Annotated in this window: 21 protein-coding genes; 11 read left to right on the top strand and 10 right to left on the bottom strand. The window is 70.8% G+C overall.

Features of this window, described 5'->3' with window-relative positions:
- Positions 1-152 precede the first annotated feature (152 nt).
- On the bottom strand, positions 153-1,424 hold the full coding sequence (locus ABT137_RS24775) for a GAF domain-containing protein (RefSeq protein ID WP_351712399.1): 1,272 nt from the start codon (positions 1,422-1,424) through the stop codon (positions 153-155).
- 388 nt (positions 1,425-1,812) lie between these two features.
- Positions 1,813-3,456, bottom strand: a complete 1,644-nt coding sequence (locus tag ABT137_RS24780; RefSeq protein ID WP_351712401.1) for an acyl-CoA dehydrogenase family protein — start codon at positions 3,454-3,456, stop codon at positions 1,813-1,815.
- Positions 3,457-3,583: 127 nt separating this feature from the next.
- Between ABT137_RS24780 and ABT137_RS24785 the strand changes: the two genes are divergently transcribed.
- Both ABT137_RS24785 and ABT137_RS24790 read left to right on the top strand, forming a co-directional pair.
- Positions 3,584-4,735 carry a YihY/virulence factor BrkB family protein gene (locus tag ABT137_RS24785; RefSeq protein ID WP_351712403.1) on the top strand — a complete coding sequence of 384 codons (1,152 nt, stop codon included), beginning with the start codon at positions 3,584-3,586 and terminating at the stop codon, positions 4,733-4,735.
- Positions 4,736-4,835: 100 nt separating this feature from the next.
- On the top strand, positions 4,836-5,504 hold the full coding sequence (locus tag ABT137_RS24790; RefSeq protein ID WP_351712405.1) for a helix-turn-helix domain-containing protein: 669 nt from the start codon (positions 4,836-4,838) through the stop codon (positions 5,502-5,504).
- On the opposite strand, the gene ABT137_RS24795 is transcribed toward ABT137_RS24790, so the two are convergent.
- Together ABT137_RS24795 and ABT137_RS24800 are read right to left on the bottom strand one after the other, a co-directional pair.
- Positions 5,490-5,888, bottom strand: a complete 399-nt coding sequence (locus tag ABT137_RS24795; protein ID WP_351712407.1) for a VOC family protein — start codon at positions 5,886-5,888, stop codon at positions 5,490-5,492. The genes ABT137_RS24790 and ABT137_RS24795 overlap by 15 nt on opposite strands.
- 55 nt (positions 5,889-5,943) lie before the next feature.
- Positions 5,944-6,576 carry a VOC family protein gene (locus ABT137_RS24800; protein WP_351712409.1) on the bottom strand — a complete coding sequence of 211 codons (633 nt, stop codon included), beginning with the start codon at positions 6,574-6,576 and terminating at the stop codon, positions 5,944-5,946.
- Between the two features lie 98 nt (positions 6,577-6,674).
- Here ABT137_RS24800 and ABT137_RS24805 point away from each other — a divergent pair, with 98 nt between their 5' ends.
- The 4 genes from ABT137_RS24805 to ABT137_RS24820 all read left to right on the top strand — a co-directional run bounded on the left by ABT137_RS24805 (position 6,675) and on the right by ABT137_RS24820 (position 9,182).
- The gene (locus tag ABT137_RS24805) at positions 6,675-7,223 is read left to right on the top strand and encodes a membrane lipoprotein (RefSeq protein ID WP_351712411.1); all 549 of its coding nucleotides are present in this window, start codon (positions 6,675-6,677) and stop codon (positions 7,221-7,223) included.
- Between the two features lie 31 nt (positions 7,224-7,254).
- Entirely contained in the window at positions 7,255-7,905 is a 651-nt protein-coding gene (locus ABT137_RS24810) for a ThuA domain-containing protein (protein WP_351712413.1), read from the top strand.
- A 156-nt stretch (positions 7,906-8,061) separates the two neighbouring features.
- Positions 8,062-8,928: an isocitrate lyase/PEP mutase family protein gene (locus tag ABT137_RS24815; protein WP_351712415.1), complete on the top strand. Its 867-nt coding sequence runs from the start codon at positions 8,062-8,064 to the stop codon at positions 8,926-8,928.
- Positions 8,925-9,182 (top strand): hypothetical protein, encoded by a 258-nt coding sequence (locus ABT137_RS24820; protein WP_351712417.1) that lies wholly within the window; start codon positions 8,925-8,927, stop codon positions 9,180-9,182. The genes ABT137_RS24815 and ABT137_RS24820 overlap by 4 nt, the downstream gene beginning before the upstream one ends.
- Positions 9,183-9,279: 97 nt before the next feature.
- Here ABT137_RS24820 and ABT137_RS24825 read toward each other — a convergent pair whose 3' ends face one another.
- The 6 genes from ABT137_RS24825 to ABT137_RS24850 all read right to left on the bottom strand — a co-directional run bounded on the left by ABT137_RS24825 (position 9,280) and on the right by ABT137_RS24850 (position 15,548).
- On the bottom strand, positions 9,280-9,486 hold the full coding sequence (locus ABT137_RS24825; protein ID WP_351712419.1) for a hypothetical protein: 207 nt from the start codon (positions 9,484-9,486) through the stop codon (positions 9,280-9,282).
- Between the two features lie 30 nt (positions 9,487-9,516).
- Positions 9,517-10,581: a LacI family DNA-binding transcriptional regulator gene (locus ABT137_RS24830; RefSeq protein ID WP_351712421.1), complete on the bottom strand. Its 1,065-nt coding sequence runs from the start codon at positions 10,579-10,581 to the stop codon at positions 9,517-9,519.
- A 199-nt stretch (positions 10,582-10,780) separates the two neighbouring features.
- A complete protein-coding gene (locus ABT137_RS24835) occupies positions 10,781-12,421 on the bottom strand; it encodes a glycoside hydrolase family 43 protein (RefSeq protein WP_351712423.1) in 1,641 nt (546 codons plus the stop codon).
- A complete protein-coding gene (locus ABT137_RS24840) occupies positions 12,418-13,323 on the bottom strand; it encodes a carbohydrate ABC transporter permease (protein ID WP_351712425.1) in 906 nt (301 codons plus the stop codon). Before ABT137_RS24840 ends, ABT137_RS24835 begins: the two co-directional genes overlap by 4 nt.
- Positions 13,323-14,207, bottom strand: a complete 885-nt coding sequence (locus tag ABT137_RS24845) for a carbohydrate ABC transporter permease (RefSeq protein WP_351712427.1) — start codon at positions 14,205-14,207, stop codon at positions 13,323-13,325. The genes ABT137_RS24840 and ABT137_RS24845 overlap by 1 nt, the downstream gene beginning before the upstream one ends.
- A gap of 12 nt (positions 14,208-14,219) precedes the next feature.
- Complete coding sequence (locus tag ABT137_RS24850) at positions 14,220-15,548, bottom strand: ABC transporter substrate-binding protein (protein WP_351712429.1); 1,329 nt, start codon at positions 15,546-15,548, stop codon at positions 14,220-14,222.
- A gap of 331 nt (positions 15,549-15,879) precedes the next feature.
- On the opposite strand from ABT137_RS24850, the gene ABT137_RS24855 reads away from it, so the two are divergent.
- The 5 genes from ABT137_RS24855 to ABT137_RS24875 are packed head-to-tail and all read left to right on the top strand — an operon-like array spanning position 15,880 to position 23,976.
- Positions 15,880-17,229 (top strand): extracellular solute-binding protein, encoded by a 1,350-nt coding sequence (locus ABT137_RS24855; protein ID WP_351712431.1) that lies wholly within the window; start codon positions 15,880-15,882, stop codon positions 17,227-17,229.
- Positions 17,226-18,224, top strand: coding sequence for a carbohydrate ABC transporter permease (locus tag ABT137_RS24860; RefSeq protein WP_350779012.1), 999 nt, complete (start codon positions 17,226-17,228; stop codon positions 18,222-18,224). The genes ABT137_RS24855 and ABT137_RS24860 overlap by 4 nt, the downstream gene beginning before the upstream one ends.
- Entirely contained in the window at positions 18,221-19,084 is an 864-nt protein-coding gene (locus ABT137_RS24865) for a carbohydrate ABC transporter permease (protein WP_351712434.1), read from the top strand. The genes ABT137_RS24860 and ABT137_RS24865 overlap by 4 nt, the downstream gene beginning before the upstream one ends.
- Before the next feature lie 33 nt (positions 19,085-19,117).
- Positions 19,118-20,650 carry a glycosyl hydrolase family 28 protein gene (locus ABT137_RS24870; protein WP_351712436.1) on the top strand — a complete coding sequence of 511 codons (1,533 nt, stop codon included), beginning with the start codon at positions 19,118-19,120 and terminating at the stop codon, positions 20,648-20,650.
- Positions 20,647-23,976, top strand: coding sequence for an alginate lyase family protein (locus tag ABT137_RS24875; protein WP_351712438.1), 3,330 nt, complete (start codon positions 20,647-20,649; stop codon positions 23,974-23,976). The genes ABT137_RS24870 and ABT137_RS24875 overlap by 4 nt, the downstream gene beginning before the upstream one ends.
- Positions 23,977-24,000: the final 24 nt, after the last annotated feature.

Here is a 24,000-nt window from a genome sequence, read left to right on the forward strand (position 1 = left end):
AACTGCGCCTGGTGGTCGAAGCGTTGACCGAGGAGCAGGTGGGGAGCCCGTACCGGGATGCTACGGCAGCCGGGGCCGCCGTACCTCGAAGACCCCGCAAATATGCGGAAGATACCTCCCCGACTGTCCAGGATGCGTTAAATACGGCTGTGTTAAATACGTCCGGGTGTCCGGGACGCCGTCACCGCCGGGGCGGTCGAGCACGGCAGCAGGTCGCGCGGGTCGTCGGGGAGCAGCACCTCGATCTCCGCGTCCTCCCGGAAGCGGTACGGCCGGTGTTCGAGAAACGCCCCGAGGTACCGCCGGATCCTGGACATCTCGGCGCGTACGGTCACGGTCCGCGAGGCGTCCCCGAAGACGTCCTCGGCCAGCCCGGCCGCGCTGCGCCCGCCCCGCCGCACCGCCAGCAGGTACAGCAACTCGGCGTGCCGGGGACTGAGTTCACGGGACCACGAGCCCGCACCGCCGCCGACCGTCACCGAGGGCCGGCGCGGCCGGGCCAGGTCGAGCACGAGTCGGCCCCCGCCCACCGGCGCCGGCTCGTCCACCGCCCGCAGCAACCAGCCCCCGGCCAGCGGCTCCACCGCGCACAGCCCGAGCGCGGGCAGCCACCGGCGGCCCGGCGACAGCGACTTGGGCAGCGCGAGCCGCCGTGGATAGGGCATGCCGGTGACCGCCGCGGTCCAGCCGTCGGCGTCCACCACCAGCGCCCGCCCGCCCAGCCGGGCCAGCACCGGCGCCGCGACCGCCCGCAGCCGCTCCAGCGCGTCCAGGTGCAGTTCCCGCAGCCGGGCCTCGGCGAGCTTCGCCACCGAGTTCACCCAGGCCAGGGTGGCCGGATGCATCGTCTCCAGCGGGCCGCTGACGTCCACCACCCCGAGCAGGCTGCCGTCCCGCGGATCCGTGATCGGGGCGCCGGAGCACGTCCAGGAGACGTGCGAGCGGACGAAGTGCTCGGCGGCGAACACCTGCACGGGCCTGCGCACGACCGCCGGGGTGCCGACCCCGTTGGTCCCGACGACGTCTTCGCGCCAGTCGGCACCGAGTTCGAAGCCCAGCCCGTCCGCCTTGCGGAGCACCGGCGAGGATCCCTCCCGCCACAGCACCCGGCCGTCGGCATCCGCCACCACCATGATGTGCTGGGCCACGTCCGCGACCGAAAGCAGTCCCTCGCGCAGCACCGGCAGCACGTCCCTGAGCGGTGACTCCTCGCGTCTGCGCCGGACTTCGTCGGCGGACAGCAGTCCCGAACGGAAGTCGTGGTCGGGGTCGACGCCGCTGCGCAGCATCCGCCCCCAGGACTGTTCGATCACCGGCCGGGGCGAGACGCGCCCACGCTGTCCGGCGAGTCTGGCCTCGCGCACCTCGTTCAGCACCCGCGCCGCCTGCGCCGCGTCCTTCGCGGCGAGTCGCGCCACGTCCATCGGCGGGTTCCCCACTGAGGTCCTCCCGGATACGCCTCGAAACAGGCATCGATGAGTCGCTGTCAAGCCGTCCGGGCGGCGGTTTCCGGTCCGACTGCGCGTCTTATACTGCCGTTTTCCGGTGCCGGAGGCACACAGTCCACACACAGACACCGATATGTTGCAACCCCTTGCAACCCTGGTGAACCGGCCGGGGGTGGCCGAAACTTGAGCCGACGCCGTGGCGTCAGTGGCCTGTACATGGGCCGAAGAGGCGGGGGTGGTGCCGTGTCGGCGCAGCACCACCCCCGCGCCCCGGCGGAGGGCCGTTCGCAGCAGGGGGTGGGTCACCGGGTGCGTTGGCGGCTGACGGTTGTGTGGGGCTGGTCGCGCAGTTCCCCGCGCCCCTTTAGGTAGGGATGCGTACCCGGGCTCGATCCACCACGGCGGTCAGGTCGAGTCCTGACGGCAGCGTGCCGAAAGTGGAGCCCCAGTCGTTGCTCAGGCGGGAGGCGCAGAAGGCGTCGGCGACCTCGGCCGGCGCGAAGCGGACCAGCAGTGAACCCTGGAGGACCGTCGCAAGCCGTTCCACCAGCCGTCTGGCCCGGGACTCCATGCCCTCCAGGTCGGCCAGTTCGGAGAAGAGGTCCTTGACCGCGCGGTCCAGGCGGTGGTCGGCGCCGTGGGCGCGGCCGATCTCCCGGAGGTAGGCGTCCAGGGCGCCCGGTTCGCGTTGCAGCGCGCGGAGCACGTCCAGGGCCTGGACGTTGCCGGCGCCCTCCCAGACGGAGTTGAGCGGGGACTCGCGGACCAGCCGGGGCAGGCCCGACTCCTCCACGTAGCCGTTGCCGCCCAGGCACTCGGCGGCCTCGACGACGAGCGGCGCGCAGCGCTTGGTCACCCAGTACTTGGCGGCCGGCAACGCGAGCCGCAGCAGGGCCCGTTCGGACTCGCTCCCGTCGTCGTAGGCGGCGGCCAGCCGCAGCGCGAGCGTGGTCGCGGCCTCCGACTCGATCGCGAGGTCGGCCAGGACGTTGCGCATCAGCGGCTGGTCGGCGAGTTTCGCGCCGAAGGTCTCGCGGTGCGTGGCGTGGTGCACGGCCTGTGCCACCGCCTGCCGCATCAGCCCCGCCGAGCCCAGCACGCAGTCCAGCCGGGTCGCGGCGACCATCTCGATGATGGTCCGCACCCCGCGCCCCTCCTCGCCCACCCGCCGCGCCCAGGTCCCGTCGAACTCGACCTCGGCGGACGCGTTCGACCGGTTGCCGAGCTTGTCCTTGAGCCGCTGGAGGAGGAAGACGTTGCGGGTGCCGTCCGCCAGGACGCGCGGCACGAGAAAGCAGGTGAGGCCGTCCGGCGCCTGGGCCAGCACCAGGAAGCCGTCCGACATGGGTGCCGAGCAGAACCACTTGTGTCCGGTCAGGGTGTACGTCCCGGCCGCGGCGAGCGGGGCGGCGACGGTGGTGTTCGCCCGGACGTCGCTGCCGCCCTGTTTCTCGGTCATGCCCATGCCGAACAGGGCACCGGCCTTCCGTGCGGCGGGCCGCAGCCCGCGGTCGTAGACCGTGGACGTCAGCAGGGGTTCCCACGCGGCGGACAGCTCCGGGTCGGTGCGCAGCGCGGGCACCGCCGCGTTGGTCATCGACAGCGGGCAGCAGTTGCCGGCCTCCACCTGGGTCCAGACCAGGAAGGCGGCGGCGCGCCGGACGTGCCCGGACGGCCGTACCCAGCCGGTGGTCAGGCCCGCGCCGACGCCCTTGCCGAGCAGCCGGTGCCAGGCGGGATGGAACTCCACCTCGTCGATCCGGTGGCCGTAGCGGTCGTGGGTGCGCAGCCGCGGCGGGTGCTCGTTCGCCTGGGCTCCCCACTCCTGCACCTGCGCCGAGCCGGCCGAGGCGCCGATCCCGGACAGCTCGGTGCGCACCTCGTCGAGCAGCCCAGGCTCGGTGTGCCGCTCGACGGCCTCGACCAGGGCCAGGTCGGCACCGAACAGGTCGTACCCGACCAGCGGGGGCGGCTGGTTGGTCACGGTGTGCGTGGTGTTGCCTGCCATGTCTGCGCACCTCACCGGGACGGCGGCTGTGGCATCCAGCCTGACACAACGGCCCCGGTCACCGCGCCGGCCCCGGCCGGAGCCCCGTGAGGTGAGGACGGCCCCGGACGGCGGATACCGTTAGGGCGTGCAGCCAGCAAGCAATACTCCCGAGCGGCCCTCCGGCCGGCTCCACCGGGCCAGAGCCCTCTACCGGAATGTCTCCAAGCGCAGGACGGCCTGGCTGCTGATCAAGGACACCGTCAATTCCTGCATGGAGTACCGCATCCTCGGCCTCGCCGCCGAGGCCGCCTTCTTCACCCTGCTGTCCGTCCCGCCGCTGCTGCTCAGCCTCATCGGACTGCTCGGCTACGTCGACGACTGGACCGGCGCCGACACCATCGCCAGCCTGGAGAACAACCTGCTGGAGGCCTCCCGCACGGTCCTGTCCGACAAGGGTGTCAAGGAGATCGCCGAGCCGATCCTGCACGACGTGATGCGCGGCGGCCGCCCCGACGTCATCTCCATCGGCTTCCTGTTCGCCCTGTGGTCCGGGTCCCGCGCGGTGAACGTCTTCATCGACACGATCACCGTGATGTACGGCCTCGACGGCGTCCGGGGCATCGTGAAGACCCGGATCGTCTCCTTCCTGCTCTTCATCGCCGCGCTGCTGATCGGCTCGGTCGCGCTCCCGCTGATGGTGGCCGGGCCGGACGCGGTGGTCGGGATCGTGCCCTGGTCGGAGACGCTCGTACAGGTCCTGTACTGGCCGGTCGTGATCGTCCTGTCCATCGTCTTCCTGACCACGCTGTACCACGTCTCCGTGCCGGTGCGCTCACCGTGGATCGAGGACGTGCCCGGCGCCCTGGTCGCCCTGGCCATGTGGGTCCTCGGCAGCTTCCTGCTCCGCATCTACCTGACCAACACCATCGAGGGCGCGACGATCTACGGCTCCCTCGCCGCGTCCGTAGCCGTGCTGCTGTGGATCGGCGTGTCGGCCTTCGCCGTGCTGGTCGGCGCCGCCGTGAACGCCGCGATCGACCGGGTCTGGCCGGCCGCCGCGACGGCCGCGGCGCGCGCCGCCAACGAGCGGCTGCGGGAGGCCCAGGTCGCCGAGTACGTGGCCCGCGCGGCCGCGGCGGCCCGCGAGGCGGGCCCGGACGACCCCGACGACCCGGACATGCCGTCGGAGTTCCCGGAGCGCTGGTCCCGGTTCCTGCCGCCGGAGGACGTCACGGCGCGGTTGCGTACGCATGTGAAGAGCAGCCATCCGCCGCCGCGGAAGCCGGAGAGCAGCTGAGGGGCGGTCCCGCCGTCCGGGTGCGGTTGTGGCCGGGTGCGGGTTCGTCGTTGCTGGTTGCGCAGTTCCCCCCTTGTGGGGCGCGTCTACGCTGGCGTGTGTGTACAGGGAGCGGGCGTCGCGGCTGGCTGGGGCGGTCCTGTGGGTGAATGACCCGGTCGGCGACGGTCGGGTGCTGCCCGACGGGTGTATGGATCTGCTCTGGAACGAGGGGCGGCTGCTGGTCGCCGGGCCCGATACGCATGCCTACGTGTCCGAGGGCGCCCAGGGTGTGTGGGTGGGCCTGCGTTTCTACCCCGGAACCGCGCCCGCCCTCCTCGGCGTGCCTGCGTACGCACTGCTCGATCAGCGGGTCGAGCTGAGTGAGCTGTGGCCGGCTGCCGACGTGCGGCGGCTGCGCGATCGGGTGGGTGGGACGGGCGACCCCGCCGTCGCGCTGGAGGAGATCGCCCTGGAACGAGCCCTGCCTTACGACCCCTCCCTGCGGCGGCTCGTCGAAGCCCTGGCCGCCGGGCGGCCCGTGGCGGCCGTCGCCGACGAACTCGGGCTAGGGGCACGCCAGTTGCATCGGCGCAGTCGGGCCGCCTTCGGCTACGGGCCCAAGACGCTGGCCCGGGTGCTGCGGATGCAGCGGGCGCTCGTGCTCGCCCGGGCCGGGGTTCCGCTCGCGGAGACGGCGGCCCGGGCGGGGTACGCGGATCAGCCTCATCTATCCCGGGACGTACGGGAGCTGGCGGGGCTGCCGTTGCGCGGGCTACTCGGCGGGTAGCGGGGCGAACAGGTCGACGCCGTTGCCGTCGGGGTCGTGCACCGTGGCGTACCGCTGGCCCCAGAACGCGTCCCAGGGCTTGAGCTCGCCGTGGTACCCGGCGCCGACCAGGTCGTCGTAGAGCGCGTCGACCCCGGCGGGTGAGCCGCAGTGGAAGGCGAGCGCCATCCGGCCGCCGTCGGCAGGCGGGCGCCAGGCCGGGTGGAAGGAGCGGATCGTCTCCTCCGGGTCCAGGGCCAGGGTGAGCCCGCCGGGCAACTCGGCCTCGACGTGCGGCTGTGCCTCGGCGCCGGGCGGGAACTCCAGGCCGAGGCGGCGGTAGAAGGCGAGGGACGCGGCCAGGTCGGAGGTGACGAGGCCGATCACGGCGAATCGTGGAGTCATGCCGTCACCGTAGGCGGCTGCCGCCGGCCGGTCTTGAAGGAATCGGACACGCGGCTCAGCGGAAGGTCACCGGGCCGTGCGGGGTGTCGACGGTGAAGGAGAGCGACACCGGACCCTCGGAGAGGGCCAGGTCCGTGCCGAGGGCCGCCAGCAGGGGGCGGAGCTCGGCGGGGTCGGGAGCGGTGGCGGACACCGCCAGCAGCGGGGTGACCGGCAGCCCGGAGGCGGTCGGATGGGGCGAGGCGCCCCAGCCGATGAGGAAGGGCACCAGACCGGAGGGGTGGGCGGTGTCGCCGTCGGTCAGCCGCCACTCCAGCAGGGTCCCCCCAGGGCGGCGGCGGCTCATCGGGCGCGGGGTGCCGGGGTCGTAGCCCCGGCCGCGGGCCGCCGCGACCGCCGCGTCCAGGTCGGGCGGCCTGATCGCCCAGGTGACCGGGCGGGCGGCGGTGAGGCCGTCGACGCCGAAGGGACGGGCGCCGGGCGGCAGCGCCTGATCGGGGTCCGGGCCGATGATCTCCAGGTAGCTCGCACCGCCCAGGGACACCAGATGGTTGCGGGTCCCGAGGTCCGGATGGGCTCCGCCCGGGGCGGGTGCCACCCCGGTCCGCCGGGTGAAGTCGGCGACGGTCGCGGCGAGATCGGGCGTCGCCAGCACCAGGTGGTCGAGGAGCGGGGGAATGGTGTCCATCCCGGCCGAGGCTACCCGCTCGTGGTGCGGTACCGGTGGCTCCGGACGCGAGGAAAAAACCGGTCCTCTGTGGAACGCCTGTGCGGCACGATGGGCGCATGATCCGTGCCGTGCGCGTCCTGCCGCCCCTGCTCCTCGCCGCCGCCCTGCTCACCGGCTGCGGCACCGAGAAGGCGGGCCCCGGAGCCTCCGGGGATTCCGGTGCCCCCGCCGACCCGGCCGAACTGGCCTCCAAGGCCGCGGCGTTGGGGATGGCCCCGGAGATGGTCTACGTCACCGACGCGCCGGGCTTCACCCTCGCCCAGCAGTCCGTCGGCGTACAGGGCGACGACGGCTTCTCCGCCTCGTACGCGGACACGGCCGGCGCCGTCATCCACCTCTACACCGACCACCTGCGCTACGCCGGTCAGCACAAGTACGAGGTGTCGGAGAAGGACTGCGTGGTGTGGCTGGAGGGGGAGGGCGGCGTCTCCGACGCGGTGCTGAACAAGGCGTTGCGCGCCGTCCACCGTCCCACCGCCGCCGAACTCGGCACCCTGCTGCCCACCCCCGACCCGGCCTTCACCGACGACCAGCCCGTGCAGCGCGGCGACCTGCCGAGCGACGGCGGGGCGCCCGACAACAGCGTACCGACGCCGGGCCTTTGAGCCGGCCCCGGCCGTGGGCGATCATGCGGGCATGGCCCCCCGACTGCTCGTCCACACCCGCACCACCGGCTACCGCCACGACTCCATCCCCGACGCCCTCGCCGCCGTACGGGAGTTCACCGGTGTCGACGTCGACGCCACCGAGGACCCGGCCGCCCTCGAAGAGCCCCTGGACGGGTACGCGGCCGTCGTCTTCCTCTCCACCAGCGGCGAGATCCTGACGCCGGCGGGGCGTGCGCGGCTGGCCGCCTACGTCGAGGCCGGCGGCGGCTTCGCAGGCGTGCACGCGGCGGCCTGCACCGAGTACGACTGGCCGTACTACGGCGAACTCCTCGGCGCCCGCTTCGACCGCCACCCGGAGTACCAGCCCGGCCGGGCGCTCGTCGAGGACCACGACCACCCCGCGACCCGGCACCTGCCCGCCGTCTGGGACTTCACCGACGAGTGGTACGACTTCCGCGACAACCCGCGCGACCGGGTCCGGGTCCTGCTGCGCGCCGACGAGACGTCGTACGACGGCGGCGGGATGGGGGACGACCATCCGCTGTCCTGGTGCCGCGAGCAGGGGGCCGGACGGGTGTTCTACACAGCCCTCGGTCACGCCCCGGAGGTTTACCGGGATTCCGGCTTCCTGGCCCACCTGTACGGGGGTGTCGCCTGGGCCGCGCGGTTGGTCCAGTGACGTTTCTCCGGTGAACCGGATCCGCCATTGGGGTGAGTAAAGGTCGCGCACGGAGATAGTCACGTGCGTATCTAGAGATGCTCTTGTCTTGGCAAAGGGCTGCAGAGACGCGGAGGCCGGTCGTGCCGCCGCGCCACCCACAGGAGGAGCCGGACCTTGACTTACGGGAAGAAGCTGCGCGAGCAGATCGCCGGGCCGGGGACCACCCCGCTGATCGGCGTGTACGACATGTACTCGGCGTCGATCGCGGCCAAACACTACGACGGGATGTTCGTATCGGGCTTCGGCTTCGCCGCCTCGTACTACGGCCTGCCGGACATCGGGTTCATCGCCTGGCCCGACATGGTGGCCTTCGTCCAGCGGCTGCGGGGCGCGTTCCCGCACCACCATCTCCTCGTCGACATCGACGACGGCTACGTCGACCCCGAGGTCGCCTGCCACGTCGTGGAGGGACTGGAGCGGATCGGCGCCTCCGGGGTGATCCTGGAGGACCAGAAGCGGCCGCGCCGCTGCGGGCACGCCGACGGCAAGCAGGTGCTGCCCCTGGAGGAGTACCTGGACAAGCTGGAGAAGGTCCTGGAGACCCGCCAGGACCTGGTCGTCGTGGCCCGCACGGACGCCACCGACGAGCACGACATCCTGCACCGCGCGGAGCGGCTCGCCGCCACCGACGCCGACGTGATCCTCGTCGACGGGGTGCGCAGCGAGGAGTGGATCCGCCGGATCCGCAAGGTCGTCGGCGACAAACCGCTGCTCTTCAACCAGATCGCCGGCGGCAAGTCGCCCCGCCTCTCGCTCACCGAACTGGACGAGCTCGGCGTCGACGTCGCGATCTACTCCACGCCCTGTCTGTTCGCGGCGCACGAGGCGATGGACTCGGCGCTGAACGAGCTGAAGTCCGCGGACGGCCGGCTGCCGTCGGTCGACGCGGCCAGTGGCGTGGGCGTCAAGGCGTCCACCACCCTGCTGGAGCGCAACATCGCCCGGGAACGGCTCGACGAGCCCGAGGGCGTGGGCGTGTGACGAACCCGGGGGCGCGGCTGCGGGCGGCCGTGGTGGTCGTCGCAGCCCTGCTGGGCGGGGCCGCGGCACCGGCCTGTGCGGGCGGGAGCCTGATCACCGTGCTCGACAACTCCAACGCGGACTCCATCCTGGAGGTGGACCGCACGGCCAACATCCAGGCCGGGAGAGGGACGGCCGGCAGCGACCACGACGGCAGCGCCGTGGACGCGATCCAGGCGCTGCTCGGGGAGCCGCGTCAGAACGACGACGACTGAGGTACCGGCGGGTGGGGAACTGCGGGCCTGTCGTGACCGGCCGCGCAGTTCCCCACCCAGCCTTCGGGGGGTACCCCCAGCGCCCCTTCGGGGGGCCTCAGTCCTCGTTCAGGTCCGGCTGACCGTTCTCGTCCAGCTCCACGTCCTCCTTCGGGTCGTGTTCGTCGGTCGGGGCGGCGGCCACCAGGGCGTGGTGCTGGGCCGGGGCGACCGTCAGGGTCGTGGCCCGGGCGGTGCCCAGGGCCGTGGTCACGGCGGCTGCGGCCAGAGCGCAGGCCGCGGCGGTACGCAGGGTGAGTTTCATGCCCTGGAAACGATCTTGATAAGGGTGCGGTCACCGTCGTACGGCCGAACGGGCCGCCGGCGCCGCCGTGCTCGCCCGCTCCACCAGCCTGGTCGACAGCTCGGTCCGGGTGCCCTCCGGACGGTCCCCGTGCATCAGCCGTACCAGCAGCCGCAGCGCGGTCGCCGCCATCTCCGACAGGGGCTGCCGGACCGTGGTCAGCGGCGGGGTTCCCCAGCGCGCCTCGGGCAGATCGTCGAAGCCGACCACGCTGACGTCCGCCGGCACCCGCAGGCCGCGTTCGGCCAGCGCCGTGTACACCCCGAGCGCCATCCGGTCCGAGCAGACGAACACGGCGGTCGGCGGCTCCGGCAGGTCCAGCAGCTCGTGCATCCGCTGCCGGGCCGTGTCCGCGTCGAAACCCGCGTGCCGGACGTAATCGCCGCGAGCGCGCAGTCCCGCCGAGGCGAGCGCCGAGCGGTAGCCGGACACCCGGGCGCCGCTGCACATCCGGCGCCGGTTGCCGGCGATCACCGCGATCCGCTCGTGGCCGAGCGCGAGCAGGTGCTCGGTCGCGGTGACCCCGCCCTGCCAGTTCGCCGCCCCGACGGAGACCACGCCCGCCGGGGGCTCCTGGACCGGGTCGATCAGTACGTACGGGATGCGGTGGTGGTCCAGCCAGGCGTACTGCGCCTCGGTCAGCTCGGCCAGGTTGAACAGCACCCCGGAGGAACCGCGCGCGGTGAGCCTGTCCAGCCACCCGCGCTCCGGGCGGCCGGCCCGCGTCCGGGCCGGCCCCGCCGACACGACGACCTCCAGACCCGCCTCGTACGCCGCCTCCTCCACCCCGTGCAGCACCGCGCCCGACCACGAGCTGTCCAGCGCCTGCACGACCAGGTCGATCAGGGTGGGGGCCTTCGTCGCGTCGAACCGCGGTCTGCGGACGTAGCCGAGCCGTTCCAGGGCCTCGGTGACCCGGCGGCGGGTCTCGGGGGCCACGTCGTCGCGGCCGTTCACCACCTTCGACGCGGTCGGCACGGAGACGCCCGCCTCGCGGGCCACCACCGCCAGCGTCGGACCGGCCGCCGCCACGCTCGTACCTCCGGCACGGACCATGGGGAACCCGCCTCTCCGGCCCGCCCTTGGGCCAACGAAAGTAACGAAAGTTGCGACCAACGCTGCTTCCGCGGTCTGCGTGCAAGCCGTCCAGTAAGCGCTTCCTACGATAGGTGCGCGTCAACACGGCGTGAAGACCTGGGAATTCACGTGATCGGTGGCGGCGGGACTTTCGAAACTTCGAACAGGGCGGCTGGGGCTATGCGGGCGTGCAAATGACCCGGAAATCGGTGAAGTCGGCGGTGAAGGAGGCGTCGACGAGGTCCACGGAGTGGATCGCGGCCATCGCTCCGGTGAAGCGGAGGCGGGTGCCGTGGTCGTCGGAGAGGCGGGTGAAGTCGAGGGGTGGGCCGACCGGGGAGCGGGTGCCTTCGAGGAGGTGCCAGAACTGGGCTTCGGTGCGGTCGACGGTGACGCCGAGGGTGAGGGGGTTGTCCGCGTCGACTTCCTGTACGGCTGCGCGGCGGGTTTCGTTCTCGTCCCGGGTGGTCAGGGCGAGCACGGTTCGGCCCGTGTTCCGCCACTGCTGGCCGCGTTGTGCTTCGCCTTCCGGCTCTGCCCAGGTGAGGTCCAGGGCGTAGTAGGCCGAGGTGTTGTACCAGAGGAGCAGGCCGGCGGACTGGGTGAAGGCGGACGGGGTTGCCCGGAGGGTTACCTGGGCCTCGGTGCGGTGTTCGGTGATGCGGCGGGCCAGGAGGTGGTGGGACCAGAGGGAGTCGGGGCCGTGGTGGCCGCGGAGGCGGAGCCAGCCGGGGCGGGTGGTGGGGTCTATCCAGGTAGGGCCTGCTGGGGAGCGGAGGGTGTAGTAGGGGGGTGCGTTGTCGGCTGCGGGCCGGTGGGGGCTGGTCGCGCCCACGCGGCGGTAGCCGCATATCGAATGCAGCCCCGCGCCCCTTTCGCGGCGCTTCAGCTCGGGTATCTCGATCGTCGGGGCCGGACGGGTGTCCCCGTGCCCGAGTCTCGGCCAGCCCTCCGCGTCCCACGTCACCGCCTGGATCGCCGTCTCGCGGCCGAGTGGGCACCGTAGGCCCTCTTGCGTCTTCAGGGGGCGAGCCGTCAGGTGGCTCAGGAACCACTCGCCCTCCGCCGTCTCCACCAACTCCGCGTGCCCCGCCTTCTGCAACGGCCAGGCAGGATCGTCCCGTGCCGTCAGCAGTGGCCGTTCGTCGAGTTCGTACGGGCCCGTGAGGGTTCGGCTGCGCGCCACCCGTACCCCGTGCTCGAAACCCGTCCCGCCCTCCGCGAGCACCAGCACATACCAGCCGTCCCGCTTCAGCAGCTTCGGTCCCTCGATCAACCGGTCGTGCTGGAGCAGGAGTTGGGTGGTGCCGACGGGGGCGAGCGTCTCCCGGTCCAGTTCCGTGGCGACGATGCCCGCGAAGCGCCGGCCGCCCGGGCGGTGGTCGTTCTGGAGGTTGAGGAGCCAGATGCGGCCGTCCTCGTGGTAGAGCGCGGGGTCGAAGCCGTGGCTCGGGACGCGGGCTGGGGAGCTCCAGGGACCGGACACGTCCGGGGCCGTACTGACGTACGTGTCCAGGTCGAAGTACGGGGTGCCCACCGAGCGGACGACGGAGTACGTCACCCAGAAGCGCTCCCCGTCCCAGCTCAGCGAAGGAGCCCAGATGCCGCCCGAGTCGGGGACGCCGGCCAGGGAGTCGCCGGGGACCGCGCCCTCGACATGGCCCGCGTACTCCCAGTGGGCCAGGTCGCGGGAGCGGTGGATCGGGATCGTCGGGAACCACTCGAAGGAGCTGTTGGCGAGGTAGTACCAGTCGCCGGCGCGGACCAGGGAGGGGTCGGGGGCGAAGCCGCGGAGCACAGGGTTGTGGAGCTGGGTCACTTGAGGGCTCCCAGGGTGACGCCCGTACGCCAGTAGCGGCGCATCGCGATCATCATGATCGCCATCGGGACGATGGAGAGAAGCGCGCCGGTGAGGACCAGGCTGGTCAGGTCGACACCCGATTCCAGGCGTTTGCCGGACCAGTTGTACAGGCCCAGGTTGAGGGTCCAGTTCTGTTCGCCGCGGAGCACCGTGAGGGGGAGGAAGAAGGCGTTCCAGGTGTTGACGAAGGCCAGGAGGAAGACCGTGGCGCCGCCGGTCGTCATCATGCGCAGGACGATCGAGAAGAAGATGCGCAGTTCGCCGGCGCCGTCCATGCGGGCCGCCTCGAGGAGTTCGTAGGGGACCGTGGCCTCGGTGTAGACCTTCGCCAGGTAGACGCTGAACGGGTTGATCAGGCAGGGGATCAGCATCGCCCAGGGGGTGTCCACCAGGCCGATCTTCGAGAAGAGGAGGTAGAGAGGCAGGGTCAGCAGGGCGATCGGGACCAGGAAGGAGCCGACGACGCAGGCGAACACCAGGCTGCGGCCCGGGAACTGGAAGCGGGCGAGGCCGTAGCCGGTCGCGAGGGCGATGAGCGTGCCGCCGAGGGAGCCGACTCCGGCGTAGAGGAAGGAGTTGGCGGTCCAGCGCAGGAAGATGCCGTTCTCGTAGGTGAAGAGCTGGTGCAGGTTGGTCCAGAGGTGCCAGCCGGAGAACCAGAGGCCGTTGCTCTGGTAGAGGGCGGTGCGGTCCTTCGTCGCGGCGACGATCAGCCACCAGACCGGGAAGAGGCTGTACGCGCTCGCCAGGGCCAGGCCGACGAGGAGGAAACGCTGGCCGCCCCGGGAACGGGCGGCGGGGTCGGGCCTGGCGATGCGGCGGACGGGGTGGGTTTTCGTCCGCTCCTCGGTGAGTGCCATCAGCCGGTCTCCTTCGCGGTCAGCCGGTAGAAGAGGAAGGAGGCGACGCCGAGGATCAGGGCCAGCAGGACCGAAAGGGCGGCTGCGTAGTGGTAGTTGCCCGCGTTGAACGCCTGGTTGTAGATCACCATGATCGGGGTGAAGCTGTCGCTCACCGTCTGCGGTGTGACGTTGCGGAACAGGGCGGGCTCGTTGAAGATCTGGAGCATCTGGATGATCGACAGCATGCCGGTGAGGACCAACGCCCCCCGTACGTAGGGGACTTTGATGCTCAGGGCGATACGGCGCTCGGAGGCGCCGTCCAGCCGTGCCGCCTCGAAGAGTTCACGCGGGACGCCCTGCAGCGCCGCGTAGATGATCACCATGTTGTAGCCGATGCCGTGCCAGGTGAGCAGGTTGCCGATGGACGGCCACACCATCGACGGCGCGAAGAAGTTCCAGTCGAGGCCGAACGCCTTGCCCAGGGGGGTGAGGGGGCCGACGTCCGGGCTGTAGAGGTTGATCCAGACGATGGCCGCGACCACGCCCGGGATCATGTACGGGACCAGGAGCAGGATGCGGAAACGGCCTGCCGCCCGGGACGTCAGCGCGTCCAGGAAGAGCGCGAGGAGCAGGCTGATCAGCAGCATCACGGGGATCTGGACGCAGGCGAACAGGAGCACGCGCAGGACCGAGTCGAGGAACGCCGGGTCCGTCAGGCCCTGCCGGTAGTTGGCCAGGCCCGAGAACTCGTCGGTGGTGCCGCCGAGGCCGAGGCCGGAGGACTGGGAGCGGTACAGCGACTCGTAGACGGCGTACCCGATCGGGATCAGGTAGAGGAAGACGAAGCCGAGCTGGAAGGGCACCGTGAAGGCGGCGCCCTTCCAGCGCTGGGAGCGGACCATTCGTGCGCCGCCTCAGCCCTTGACGCTGATGCCGCGGGACTTCAGGTCGGCGACCGTCCACTGCTGCATGTGGGCGAGGAGGTCGGTGACCTTCTGCTGCTTGCTGACCACCTTCGCCCAGCCGCTCTGCAACTCCGTGAACATGGCGGTCCAGTCGGGGCCGAAGGTCCAGTCGGTGGTGACCGTGCTCAGGCTGTCGGTGACGACCTTCTTCGCCGGGTCGTAGTTCGAGCCGAGGAGCTTCTGCGAGATCGCCTCGTCGACATAGGCGCTGCTGTCGGCGAGTGCGGGCATCACGCCGTTGCCGGTGGTCGGGCTCGCCATCGTCTTCACCGCGCCGGAATCCGTGGACATCCACAACGCGGCCTCGGCGGCCTGCTGTTGGTGTGCGCACTGCTTGGTGACGAGGGTGACGCTGCCGGTGAGGTTGGTGCCGGCCGGGGTCTTCGCGGTCTCGCCGGTGAAGGCCGGCCAGGGGGCGAGGGCCCACTTGCCGAAGGACTTGGTGAAGTTCTGCACCATGCCGGCCATCTGCCAGGTGGAGATCTGCCGGGTCGCGGTGCCGCCGTTGTCGTAGTTGCGCTGTACGGCCGCGTAGTCGGCGAACGACAGGGTGGAGTCGAGGCCGTTGTCGATGATCTGCTGGATCACGTCGGCGGCCTTCAGGGTGCCCGCGTCCTGGAAGTCCACCTTCCAGGAGTTCCCGTCGATCGCGTACCAGTGGGCGCCGGCCTGCATGGCGAGCACTTCGAGCGTACTGGGGTCCTCACCGGCGAAGTTGGTGATCTTGACGCCGTGTTTCTTGAGCGTCTTGCCCGCCGCGATGAACTCGTCCCAGGTGGTGGGGGCTTTGAGGCCGTACTTCTGGAAGACGTCCGTGCGGTAGATGGTGAAGTTCGGCGCGGAGCTGGTGGGGACGCCGTACAGCTTGCCCTGCACCTGTGCGGCCGACCAGGAGCCGGAGTTGAACTTGTCCTTGGCCGACCCGACGTACTTCGTGATGTCGGCGAGGGCGCCCTGGGCGACCCAACTCGTCACGTACTCGGCGGTGTTCTGCACCAGACAGGGCGCGTTGCCCGCCTTCACCGCGTTGGTGAGCTGCTTCTGCATGGTCAGCTGGTCGGTGACCTTCGTGTACGTCAACTGGACGTCCTTGTGGGAGGCGTTGAACGCCTTCACCACGGCCTCCTGGCCGTTCGCCCAGCCCCAGAAGGGCAGCGTGACCGGGCCGGAGGCCGCGTCGGAGCCGCCGGAGCCGGAGTCCGATCCGCCGCAGGCGGAGAGCAGACATGTCAGCGCGAGGCCCGCGATCGCGGCGCGGACCAACCTGGTGGAGTTCATCTGACCGTGTTCCTTCGGAGGTTGGCGCTCTCGGGGAGGAGGGCGGCGGCTCGGCAGTGCCTTAGAAACCGGTTTCCACGGGACAGTAGGACGGCGCTGCCGCTCCCAGCAAGGGGTATGAGTCGGAATCTTTCGATGTGCGGTCGGTCGAACGGCCCGTGAGCAGCAACCGGTGCGCAAGGGCAACCGGTTGCCGCTGAAGGGTTTTCGAAAGTTCGTCGCGCCTCTTGACGACGCTCTCGTACGGGTTGAAGCTCCCCTCACCGCTCATAGCAACCGGTTGCCAACCGAGCCGACATCCGGTCACCTCCCTTCAGAGAGTGGGTAGTCCATGCAGACGCACGCCCGTGCCCCGGTCGGCCGGCGCAGCTTTCTCGCCCTGTCGGCGGCGGGTGCCGCGGCCGGTGCCGCGTCGCTCGGCGGCTGTGCGCTCCAGGTGTCCACCGGGGTCAGCAGCTCGGGCGAGACCGTCACCATGATGGTCAAGGCCGACGACCTCAGCCCCGACCTGGTCAAGCAGGCCAAGAAGGAAACCGGCATCACGATCAAGCGGGTGGACTACGACATCACCAAGCTGATCGCGATGCTCACCAGCGGCAACCCGCCGGACCTGGTGCGCGGTGTCGGCGCCGTGGACGCGGCGTACTTCGCGGCCCGGGACGTGATGCAGGAGCTGGACGACTACTTCGCGAAGAGCGGTGTCCTCCGGCTCGACGACCTGGACCCCGTCAACGACCTGTGGCGCTACGACGGCAAGGTCCAGGGCAGGGGCCCGCGTTACGGCATGGCGAAGGACTTCTCCCAGGACTCCATGTTCTGGTTCAACACCGCCGCGTTCGACAAGAAGAACGTCACCTACCCGTCGGAGACCGAGCCCGTCACCTTCGACGAGTGGCTGGACGACGCCCGGCGGCTCGCCCAGCGGTCCAGGGGCCAGACGACCGTCTTCGGCGGCAGCTACAACGGCCTGGTCAAGCTCACCCTCATGGCGACCATGACCGCGTCCGCCGGCGGCAGCCTCTTCAGCGACGACTTCTCCAGGGTCGACTTCACCACCCCCGAGGCCCGCAGGGCGCTGGCCTGGTACATCGACTACTGCGGGCTCAAGGTCGGGCCCAGCCCGGTCCTGCCCGACCCCAACGGCTGGGACGGGCCGACCTACCAGGCCGGACGGCTGGCCATGTCGAACTCCGGGTACTGGATGGGCGGCATGATCGGCACCGACAAGAAGCTGGCCCAGGTCTCCCGGCTGGCTCCCGCCCCTGTCTTCGCGGGCGGTCCGCGCATCAGCGCCTGCCAGGGCGGCACCGGCCTGTGGATGCCGCGGAAGGCGAAGAACAAGGACGCCGCCTGGCGGGTCTTCGAGTGGTTCTTCGGCGAGGCACCGGCCAAGGCGCGCGCCTCCAGTGGCTGGGGCATCCCCACCCTGAAGTCCCTGCGGCCGCTGATGCCGGCCAAGGAGGAGTACCAGAAACGGACCTTGCGGGCACAGGAGAACGAGCTCCGGCACTTCTCGGTGGTCTCCCTGTCGCCCTACATCTCGGGGGACGCCTTCGAGGCGCTCTTCAACCAGATCGCCACGCCCGCGATGAAGGGCGAGATGTCCGTCGACAGCCTCGCCGGACACCTGAACTCGACCATCAACCAGCAGCTCAAGCGCGGTAAGGAGCAAGTGGGATGACGGTCGACCAGGTCTCCTCCGTCGCCGGCCGGCCGAGTTCGGCCGCGGGTGCCGGCCGGGCCGGTTCCGCCGAGCGCACCGGCCCCTCGATGACGGCCCGCAGGCACCGTGCCTTCTACATGTTCACCTCCCCGTGGATCATCGGGTTCGCGCTGCTGACCATCACGCCGATGGCCTACGCGCTGTGGCTGAGCTTCACCACGTACGACGGCATCTCCCCGAACTGGCACTACGTCGGCCTCGGCAACTACCGCGAGCTGATGGGCGACTCGACCACCTGGGACGCCCTGGGCCGGGCGGGCCTGTTCGCGCTGCTCTCGGTGCCGCTGTCGATCGCCGCCGGGCTCGCGCTCGCCGTCCTCGTCAACCGGCCGATCAAGGGACGCGGGCTCTTCCGCACCCTGCTCTACCTGCCGGCCGTGGTGCCCCCGGTCGGCGCGGGCATCGCCTTCAAGAACCTCTTCGACCAGAACTCCGGTGCCGCCAACGGCGTCCTGACCTTCTTCGGCTTCGACGCGATCGGCTGGCTGGCCGACCCCTACGCCCGCTACGTCCTGGTCATGACGGTCCTCTGGGCCGCCGGCAACATCATGATCATCTCGCTGGCGGGGCTCCAGGACGTCCCCCGTGAACTCCACGAGGCGGCCCGCATCGACGGGGCGAGCGCCTGGCGGACCTTCCGCAGCATCACCGTGCCGCTGCTGTCGCCGGTGCTGCTCTTCCAGACCGTGACCGGGGTGATCGCCTCGGTGCAGACCATCATGCCGATGCTGCTGGCCCCCATCGCCACCACGGGCGGCCTCACCACGATCCCGCAGTCCAACTACACGTACATGATCCACGTGTTCTCCGAGTACTTCGCGCTCGGCCGCTACGGATACGCCTCCGCACTGCTGTGGGTGCTCTTCGTCCTGATCCTCATCGCGACCGGACTCATCTTCAGGTTCACCTCCGGCGTGGTGTTCTACAACGTCGACCCGGAGGCGAAGAAGTGACCGCCGCCAGCGTGAACCCCAAGTCCCCGGCCCGGATGCGGATACGCGTCAACCGCCTCGTCCTCTACACGGTCCTCGTCGTCGTCACCGGCCTGTTCCTCGGCCCGTTCGGCTGGCTGGTCCTCACCGGCCTCAAGGCCCCCGCCGAACTGGCCGCCGCCCCCGTGCACTGGCTGCCCACCCACTTCCAGTGGCACAACTTCGCCGACGCCTACCGACTCATCGACTTCCTCGGCTACGCCCGCAACTCCCTGATCATCGCCACCATCTACGCGACCCTCGTCACCCTCAGCTCCGCCTGGGTCGGCTTCGGCTTCGCCCGGCTCACCGCACCCGGGAAGAAGACCCTGTTCGGCATCCTCATCGGCTCGATGATGCTGCCCCAGATGATCACCCTGCTGCCGACCTACCTGATCTTCGCCAAGCTCGGCATGGTCGACACCTACTGGCCCTGGGTGCTGTGGGGCCTCTCCTCCGCCCCCTACCTGGTCTTCCTCTTCCGGCAGTTCTTCGCAGGACTGCCCCGCGAACTGGAGGAGGCGGCCATCGTCGACGGCTGCGGATACGCCGGGATGTTCTGGCGGATCTTCCTGCCGCAGTCCTGGCCGGTGCTCTCCGCGAGCTTCGTCATCGCCTTCACCTGGACCTGGGGCGACTACATTGCGCCGCAGCTCCTGCTGTCCACCGACCGCTCCACCCTCGCCGTCGCCGTGATGACCACCTACGTCTCCTCGGCCGGCACCCCCATCACCAACCTCCAGGCCGCCGCCTCCGTGATGTACGTCGTCCCCATCCTGCTGGTCTTCCTCGTCGCCCAGCGCGGCTTCGTCGCCGGCCTGTCGACGTCCGGCCTCAAGTAGCCCAACCCGCAGACCTGTTGCAAGGAGTCATCCATGACCGCGCCCTTCTCCCGCCGCACCGCCCTGCAGGCCGCGGGAGCCACCGCGCTCGCCGCCGGGCTCTCGGGCGGACTGACCGCCACCGCGGCCCACGCCGCCGACGACGCCAGGTCCCACCCGAAGCTGGTCACCTACCCCCGCCCGTCCGCCGTCCCGACCAACACCAGCTTCCAGGTCCGGGTGCGTACCGCCCCCGACGGTGACTGGCAGACCCTGGACGTCTACCGGCCCCAGTTCGAGGAGATCAACCCGGCCACCGGCTCCGGCAAGGTCTACAACTCCTCCCTGGTCTACTTCGACTTCCGGGGCTCCGTCGAAGTCGAGGTGACCTACCTCAAGGGCGGCACCACCAAGGCCCGGGTGAGACCCGACTCGTACGGCATCACGCCCGAACTCCTCGGCGACACCCTGCGGTTCACCCTCGACGAGCCGAAGGACCTCGTCGTCCAGATCAACGACGAGATCTTCGACTGCCTGCACGTCATCACCAACCGCGTCGAGCACCGCCCGCCGGCCGCCGACGACCCCGACGTCATCTACTTCGGCCCCGGCGTGCAGACCGTCACAGGCGGTGTCCTCACGGTCCCCAGCGGCAAGACCGTCTACCTCGCCGGCGGCGCCGTCCTCAAGGCCACCGTCTACTTCAAGGACGTCGAGAAGGCCGCCCTCAAGGGGCACGGCATGATCTGGGCCAGTCCGGGCGGGGGCGTGCTCTGCGAGGGCAGCAGGAACATCCGGGTCGAGGACGTCATCATCATGAACCCGGGCGGCTACATCACCACGCTCGGCGAGGCCCAGAACGTCCACATCAGGAAGGTGCGCGGCTTCAGCTCCCGCGGCAACGGCGACGGCATCGACATCTTCTCCTCCAGTGACGTCGTCCTCGACGGCTGCTTCCTGCGCAACTCCGACGACTGTGTCGCCATCTACGCCCACCGCTGGGACTACTACGGCGACACCAGGAACATCACCGTGCAGAACTGCTCCCTGTGGGCCGACGTCGCCCACCCGGTCAACATCGGCACCCACGGCAACACCGACGCCCCGGAGACGATCGAGAACCTGGTCATCCGCAACATCGACATCCTCGACCACCGCGAACCCCAGATGAACTACCAGGGCTGCATCGCCCTCAACCCCGGCGACTCCAACCTCATCAGGAACGTCCGCATCGAGGACGTACGGATCGAGGACTTCCGGTGGGGCCAGGTCATCTACATGAAGGTCATGTACAACACGAAGTACAACACCTCGGTCGGCCGCGGCATCGACGGCGTCTACGTCAAGAACCTCAGCTACACGGGCACGCACGCCAACCCGTCCCTGTTCCTCGGCTACGACGCCGACCACGCCATCACCAACGTCACCTTCGAGAACCTGGTGATCAACGGGGTCGTCATCGCCGACTCCATGAAGAAGCCGAGCTGGTACTACACCACCGACGAGATCCAGTGGTTCTCCAACGAGCACGTCACCAACCTGAAGTTCCTCACCACCGCCGAGGCCGAGGCGGCCGCCGCGTCATGACGACCGCACCGAGCCGCCGGGGCTTCCTCGGCGGCACCGCGGCCCTGCTGCTGGCGACGGGCGCGAGCGGACTGCTCGTGCCCGGCCGGGCGGCGGCCCAGGACCAGGACCGGGACGCGGTGGCCTTCGCCCACCCCGGCCTGCTGCACTCCGCCGACGACCTCGCCCGGATGAAGGCCGCGGTCGCCGCCAGGCAATCACCGGTCTACGACGGCTACCTTGCGCTCGCGGCCCACGCCCGCTCCGCCGCCTCGTACGCCGTACAGAACACGGGGCAGATCACTTCCTGGGGCCGCGGTCCGGCCAACTACCAGAACCAGGCGGTCGCCGACTCGGCCGCCGCCTACCAGAACGCCCTGATCTGGTCCGTCACCGGCGACACCGCGCACGCCGACAAGGCCCGCGACATCCTCAACGCCTGGTCCGCCTCCCTCACCGCCATCACCGGAGCCGACGGCCCGCTGGGCGCCGGGCTCCAGGCCTTCAAGTTCGTCAACGCGGCCGAACTCCTGCGCCACACCGGCTACGACGGCTGGAGCGCCGCCGACATCGCGCGCTGCGAGGAGTCCTTCCTGCGCGTCTGGTATCCGGCCCTCTCCTGCTACACGCTCTACGCCAACGGCAACTGGGACCTGACGTCCCTTCAGTCCCTGCTGGCCATCGGCGTGTTCTGCGAGGAGCCCGCCCTCTTCCACGACGCCCTGCGCTTCGCCGCGGCCGGCGCGGGCAACGGCAGCGTCCTGCACCGCATCGTCACCGACGCGGGCCAGGGCCAGGAGAGCGGCCGGGACCAGGGCCACGAACAGCTCGCGGTCGGCCTGCTCGCCGACGCCGCGCAGGTCGCCTGGAACCAGGGCATCGACCTGTGGGGCTTCGACGGCAACCGCATCCTCGCCAACGTCGAGTACGCCGCCCGCTACAACCTCGGCGGCGACGTCCCCTTCGTCCCCGACCTCGACCGCACCGGCAAGTACATCAAACTGGCCGTCTCCGCCACCTCGCGCGGCACCCTGCCGCCGATCTACGAGATGGCGTACGCCCACTACGCGGGTGTGCGCGGCCTCGACACCCCGTACACCAAGAACGCCGTCTTCCGCGGCACCGGCGGCACCCGGGTCGTCGAGGGCAGCAACGACGACCTGCCGAGCTGGGGCACCTTCGCCTACGCCGGCGCGACGGCGGCCGCGCCGAGCGTGCCGACCCCGCCGGCCGGCGTCACGGCGGTGGGGGAGGACCGGTCCGTCACCGTGACCTGGCTGCCGTCGACCTGCGCCGACTCCTACACGGTGCTGCGGGCGAGCGCCGCGGACGGCCGTGACGAGGAGATCGCGTCCGGGGTCGCACAGCCGACGTACACCGACCGGCGCGTGCAAGCCGGACGGACCTACTACTACACGGTTTCCGCCGCCAACTCTCTTGGTAGGAGCGCGAGTTCGGCATGGGCGGCGGCCTCCGCCGGACTCCCCGGGCCCTGGGCGACCCAGGACGTCGGGGACGTGAGGATCCCCGGCTCCGCGGTCTTCGACGGCGAGCGCTTCGTCCTGGAGGCGAGCGGCACCGACGACACCTACCGCCTCGTCCACCTGCCCCTGCGCGGCGACGGCACGGTCACCGCGCGGATCGTATGGCCGCTCAGCTCGCAGTACTCCAAGATCGGCGTCACCGTCCGCGCCTCCCTCGACGCGGACGCGGCCCACGCCTCCATGCTGATCCAGGGGCTGCCGCTGCACACCTGGAGCGGGGTGTGGACGGTACGGCCGGCGGCCGGTGCGGAGGTGTCCGCGACCGGCAGCACTCCGGTGCCGCCCTCCCAGCAGCAGGCGATCACGGTGAACGCGGCCTTCCCGCTCTCCGGCCTCGGTGCGCTGCCCGAGTCGGCGACACCCCTGGAGGCGCCCTACGTCGAGGGCGCGGGTGACGGCTACCGGCTGCGGGCGCCCTACTGGGTGCGGGTGACCCGGAAGGGCGCGCGGTGCACGGGCGCCATCTCGCCGGACGGCGTCCACTGGACCGAAGTCGGCTCCAACGACGTCGAGTTGGGGCGGACCGGGTATGCGGGCCTCGCGCTCACCTCCTGCCTCGGTATCGACGAGGACTACGCCGAGACCGGTACCGGGGCCTTCGACAACGTCAGCGTGACCTCGCCGTCCGGTGCGGTGTGGTGCGTGCCGCGCCCTGCCCGCACCGCCACCGGCCTGCGGGCCGACACCGGCGCCGACGCGGTCGAGCTGGCCTGGAGCGACCCGGACCTGTCCGCCCGCTACACGGTGCTGCGCGCGACCCGCGCCCACGGGCCCTACCGGACCCTCGCCACCGGCGTCGGCCCGGTCGGCTTCGGCACCCGCGTCCGGTACGCCGACGCGACCGGGACACCGGGCGCGACGTACCACTACACGGTCGTGAAGACCAACACCGCCGGCCGCGGCCCGCGTCCGGCGCCGGTGCAGGCGGCCATGCCGACCCCGGCGCAGCCCCAACTCATCTCCGCCCCCGCCGCGTTCGCCAACCAAGGGGTCGGTTTCCGGCATCTGCTGCAGGCCTCGCACGAGCCCGTGCTGTTCACGGCGGACGGACTGCCCGACGGGCTGCGGATCGACCGGCGCACCGGTCTGGTCTCCGGAACCCCCACCGGGCCGGGCGAGTTCACGGTCACGACCACCGCGGCCAACGCCTCCGGGACCGCGACCGGCACCCTCGCGCTCACGGTCGGCACCGCGCCGCCCGGCCCGTGGACGTACGGGGACCTCGGCGACACCGTGCTCGACGACCGCGCCTTCGGGACGCTGGGCGTGGTCGCGATCACCACGCCGGGCAGCACGTCGTACCACGACGGCACCTTCACCGTGCGGGGCGCGGGCGTCGACCTGAACGCCAACGGCCAGGGAATGACGGGGCAGTTCGTGCGGCAGACCGTCAGCGGCGACTGCGAGATCGTCGCCCGGCTCGTCTCCCGCACCGGCGTGGGCGCCGACCGGGTGGGGCTGCTGATGGCGAAGTCGCTGTCGCCGTTCGACCAGGCCGCCGGAGTCGTCGTCACCGGCGGCACCACCGCACAGCTCATGCTCCGCAGGACCGTGGCCGGTGCCTCCGCCTTCACCGGGGGAGCCGCCGTCACCCTCCCTGCCCTGCTGCGGCTGAAGCGCACCGGGACCGCCTTCGCCGCAGCCCTGTCCACCGATGACGGCGTCACCTGGACCCCCGTGGCCGGCGGGGAGATCCCCGCCTTCGATGACGCCCCCTACCACGTGGGCCTCGTGGTCTGCTCGCGCAACCAACTGGCCCGCTGCACCACCGAGTTCGACGAGGTGAGCATCACGCCCACCTGAGCCAGACGGATTGGAGACGCACAG

The organism is Streptomyces sp. NPDC001980, assembly GCF_040296885.1.
Classification (GTDB): domain Bacteria; phylum Actinomycetota; class Actinomycetes; order Streptomycetales; family Streptomycetaceae; genus Streptomyces.

What these genes read in the sequence shown, in the direction of transcription:
- ABT137_RS24775 (WP_351712399.1), bottom strand. Translation starts at nt 1,424, where the DNA reads ATGGACGTGGCGCGACTCGCCGCGAAGGACGCGGCGCAGGCGGCGCGG.
- ABT137_RS24780 (WP_351712401.1), bottom strand. Translation starts at nt 3,456, where the DNA reads ATGGCAGGCAACACCACGCACACCGTGACCAACCAGCCGCCCCCGCTG.
- ABT137_RS24795 (WP_351712407.1), bottom strand. Translation starts at nt 5,888, where the DNA reads ATGACTCCACGATTCGCCGTGATCGGCCTCGTCACCTCCGACCTGGCC.
- ABT137_RS24800 (WP_351712409.1), bottom strand. Translation starts at nt 6,576, where the DNA reads ATGGACACCATTCCCCCGCTCCTCGACCACCTGGTGCTGGCGACGCCC.
- ABT137_RS24805 (WP_351712411.1), top strand. Translation starts at nt 6,675, where the DNA reads ATGATCCGTGCCGTGCGCGTCCTGCCGCCCCTGCTCCTCGCCGCCGCC.
- ABT137_RS24810 (WP_351712413.1), top strand. Translation starts at nt 7,255, where the DNA reads ATGGCCCCCCGACTGCTCGTCCACACCCGCACCACCGGCTACCGCCAC.
- ABT137_RS24825 (WP_351712419.1), bottom strand. Translation starts at nt 9,486, where the DNA reads ATGAAACTCACCCTGCGTACCGCCGCGGCCTGCGCTCTGGCCGCAGCC.
- ABT137_RS24830 (WP_351712421.1), bottom strand. Translation starts at nt 10,581, where the DNA reads ATGGTCCGTGCCGGAGGTACGAGCGTGGCGGCGGCCGGTCCGACGCTG.
- ABT137_RS24840 (WP_351712425.1), bottom strand. Translation starts at nt 13,323, where the DNA reads ATGGCACTCACCGAGGAGCGGACGAAAACCCACCCCGTCCGCCGCATC.
- ABT137_RS24845 (WP_351712427.1), bottom strand. Translation starts at nt 14,207, where the DNA reads ATGGTCCGCTCCCAGCGCTGGAAGGGCGCCGCCTTCACGGTGCCCTTC.
- ABT137_RS24850 (WP_351712429.1), bottom strand. Translation starts at nt 15,548, where the DNA reads ATGAACTCCACCAGGTTGGTCCGCGCCGCGATCGCGGGCCTCGCGCTG.
- ABT137_RS24855 (WP_351712431.1), top strand. Translation starts at nt 15,880, where the DNA reads ATGCAGACGCACGCCCGTGCCCCGGTCGGCCGGCGCAGCTTTCTCGCC.
- ABT137_RS24860 (WP_350779012.1), top strand. Translation starts at nt 17,226, where the DNA reads ATGACGGTCGACCAGGTCTCCTCCGTCGCCGGCCGGCCGAGTTCGGCC.
- ABT137_RS24870 (WP_351712436.1), top strand. Translation starts at nt 19,118, where the DNA reads ATGACCGCGCCCTTCTCCCGCCGCACCGCCCTGCAGGCCGCGGGAGCC.
- ABT137_RS24875 (WP_351712438.1), top strand. Translation starts at nt 20,647, where the DNA reads ATGACGACCGCACCGAGCCGCCGGGGCTTCCTCGGCGGCACCGCGGCC.